Here is a 3260-nt window from a genome sequence, read left to right on the forward strand (position 1 = left end):
GAAGATCAGCAGCGCATCTTCCGCCGGCTGAGCATGTTGGAACAGCCCAACCTGCCCGCTGACGACCAGCAGCAAACCGACCGAATCGGCCGGGTCGCTCAATACTTCACCGGCAGCAAAGACCCGCCGGCGGGCAAGGTGGGTCAGCTGCAGCAACTGCGGGTGAGTCAGCCAGCCAAAGGCAGCCGCCAGGTGCGGGTTGATGATTTCGCCGTCCGAGAGCAGAATCGTGCGGCGGGTGCGCGCCATCAGTTCGGGGTCGTGGGTGACGATGACCACCGTCTTGCCCTGCGCCACCAGATCATCGAACAGATTGAGCACTTCGGCTGCCGTGCGTTCGTCCAGATTGCCGGTTGGCTCATCGGCAACGATCAGCGGCGGGTCGTTGGCCAGCGCGCGGGCAATGGCGGCTGCCTGCTGCTGACCACCGGAAACGGCGCCGGGCAGTTTGTCAACCACCTCCCCCAGCCCCACCTGTTCCAGCAAGGCGCGGGCACGTTCCTCGCGTTCGGCAGGCGCGTAACGGTTGCATAAATCCATCGGCAGCAGTGTGTTTTCCAGCAGGGAAAGCATGGGCAGCAGCTGAAAAAACTGAAAGACGATCCCGATGGTCACCCCCCGCCAGGCCGCCAGTTGATTCTCGCTGAGCGTGTGCGGTTGTACGCCGGCCACTTCCACCAGACCGGCAGTGGGGTGGTCAATGCCGGTAATCATGTTCAGCAGGGTAGATTTACCGCTGCCCGATTTACCCACAATGCTGACATACTCGCCCTGGCGAATGGAAAGCGAAATGCCTTTCAGCACCTCTACCTGACCGCCGGGCGCGGGAAAGGCTTTGACCACCTTGTCCAGGCGCAGGTAGCCTTCGGGAGCAGTCGTCATCGCCCCACCTCCCCCGCCGGTTCCAGCGGGCAGGCATGGATTTTCCCGTCCTCCAGGCGCAAACAACGGGTGGCGCGGTTCATCAGGCTGGTATCGTGGGTTACCATCAAAACCGCCTTGCCTTCCTGCGCCAGGCGGCAGAAAATCTGGAGAATCGTTTCCGCCGTGACCGAATCCAACCGGCCGGTCGGCTCGTCGGCAACAATCAAGGGCGGGTCGTTGGCCAGGGCGCGTGCAATCGCCACCCGCTGCTGCTGTCCGCCGGAGATGGCGGAAGGGCGTTTGTAGGCATGCTCTTTGAGTTCCACCGAATCGAGCAGTTCCAGCGCGCGCTGCGGGCTGCGGCGCGGATGATACAGCCGGCACACATCCATCGGGAACATGACATTATCCAGCAGGCTCAGGTTGGGCATCAAATAAAAGGACTGATAAATGATACCCACATTCCGTCCGCGCCAGCGCGCCCGCTGGCTTTCGTTCAGGCGGTGAACGCTCAACCCGTTGAACAGCACTTCCCCGCCGGTCAGGGTGTCTATGCCGGCAATCATGTTGACCAGCGTGGTCTTGCCCGCCCCGGACTTACCGTAAACCAGCACGAATTCGCCGGGGAAAATTTCCAGATGGACGCCCCTGAGCACTTCCTGCCCGCCGGTCGGCGAAGGATAAGTTTTGCGCACATCTTTCAATTGCAAAATCGGGCTGGCACTCATTCCGAACAACCTGTATAATAATAGACAGACTGTTTATGATTATAAACGGCTAACCCCTTCTGTCAAGCATGAAACCGTTGACCGTGTTCAGAATACAACACCTGTTCAGAAAACCCTGCCCATGAACGACCTGCCTGCCCCGCGAAGTGACCGGCGGGTGAGCCGCACGCGGCGGCTACTGCGCGAAGCGCTCACTGCGCTGATTCTGGAAAAAGGTTACGATGCCGTAACCATCGAGGACATCACCCGCCGCGCCGACCTGGGGCGCACCACCTTCTACCTGCACTACCGTGATAAGGAACACCTCTTTCTGGAAAGCATCGAACAGAGCGCCGACGAACTGGCAGCGCGCATCTCGCGCATTGCGCCGGAGGTGCTGTTTGGCGAAGCAGGCTCAGCCAGCGGGGCCGGCTTACCGATCGAACTGGTATTCGAACACGCCGCCCAGAATGCCGACCTGTACCGCGCCATGCTGCGCAGCGAAGGCTCCATCAAAGCCACCAGCCGCCTGCGTGAACTGACCGCCCGCTACGCGCTGGAATTTACCCGCCGCTGGTTCGAGTACCGCCGTCCATCGCTGCAGCCGAGCATTCCCCTGGAATTGATGGCTCAGTTTTTTGCCGCCAGTCTGCTGGGTATGCTGATCTGGTGGCTGGAAGCCGCCATGCCCTACCCGCCGCAGGAAATGGCGCGCTACTTCCGCCGCTTGGTCTTGGATGGACTGCGAAATATAGAGGGAAACGAAAATTAGATCAATAACCTAATAAACGTCAGTTCGGTATAAATCCTTTTCCTATTCCTTTGAGGATGTTTGACCCCCACCTGCACCTCCCCCTAAATCGCCCCAGCGATTTAGGGGGAGGTGGGAGGGGGTAATTGCTTTACTTGCCGGATCTAGAACATATCCCGAACTCACGTTATTTTAAGGTTCTCGTTTGCCGTTTTGTCCAGAATCTTCTACAATAAATATGATTCTTTTTTACACATTTCCCAAAACATTCCAAAGGAGGTCAATATGCCAAAAACGGTTGTGCTGGTTGGCGCACTGGATACCAAAGGCAGGGAGTTTGCCTTCGTGCGCGACTTGATCCATGCTCAGGGACTGCAAACCCTGGTGGTGGATTTTGGCGTGATCGGCGAGCCGGCTTTTGCGCCCGATATTCCGCGCAGCGAAGTGGCGGCAGCCGGGGGCGGCGATCTGGCAGTACTGGCGGACGGTAAGCACAAAGACGAAGCCATGCGCGTCATGGCTGCCGGGCTGGCAAACGTGGTACGCCGCTTGTATGACGAAGGCAAACTGGACGGCATCCTCGGCATGGGCGGTTCGGGCGGTACGTCCATTGCCACGGCTGCCATGCGAACCCTGCCGGTCGGCGTGCCAAAGGTGATGGTCTCCACTGTCGGCGGGGGGGATGTTTCGGCCTATGCCGGCACAAAGGACATTACCTTCATGCCTTCGATTGTGGATGTCGCCGGCATCAACAGCATCAGCCGCGCCATTTACACCAATGCGGCCGGCGCCATCAGCGGCATGGTCAAAATGGAACGCCCGCTTGCCAAAGCAGACAAGCCGCTCATCGTGGCGTCCATGTTCGGCAACACTACCAAAGCGGTGGATCATGCCCGCGAGATTTTGGAGAACGCCGGTTATGAGGTGCTGGTCTTTCA

4 protein-coding genes are annotated in these 3260 nt (G+C 59.1%); 2 read left to right on the forward strand and 2 right to left on the reverse strand.

The features are described 5' to 3' along the window. A partial coding sequence (locus VAE48_RS09910) for an ABC transporter ATP-binding protein (protein WP_322793165.1) occupies positions 1 to 882 on the reverse strand: 882 nt, incomplete at its 3' end. Further along, positions 879 to 1592, reverse strand: a complete 714-nt coding sequence (locus tag VAE48_RS09915; RefSeq protein WP_322793166.1) for an ABC transporter ATP-binding protein — start codon at positions 1590 to 1592, stop codon at positions 879 to 881. The genes VAE48_RS09915 and VAE48_RS09910, both read right to left, overlap by 4 nt. A 121-nt stretch (positions 1593 to 1713) precedes the next feature. On the opposite strand from VAE48_RS09915, the gene VAE48_RS09920 reads away from it, so the two are divergent. Further along, positions 1714 to 2343: a TetR/AcrR family transcriptional regulator gene (locus VAE48_RS09920; protein ID WP_322793167.1), complete on the forward strand. Its 630-nt coding sequence runs from the start codon at positions 1714 to 1716 to the stop codon at positions 2341 to 2343. A gap of 264 nt (positions 2344 to 2607) precedes the next feature. Beyond that, positions 2608 to 3260: Tm-1-like ATP-binding domain-containing protein (locus VAE48_RS09925; protein ID WP_322793168.1), on the forward strand; the 653-nt coding region annotated here is incomplete at its 3' end.

The sequence above is a fragment of the Bellilinea sp. genome (assembly GCF_034432615.1).
GTDB lineage: Bacteria > Chloroflexota > Anaerolineae > Anaerolineales > Anaerolineaceae > Bellilinea.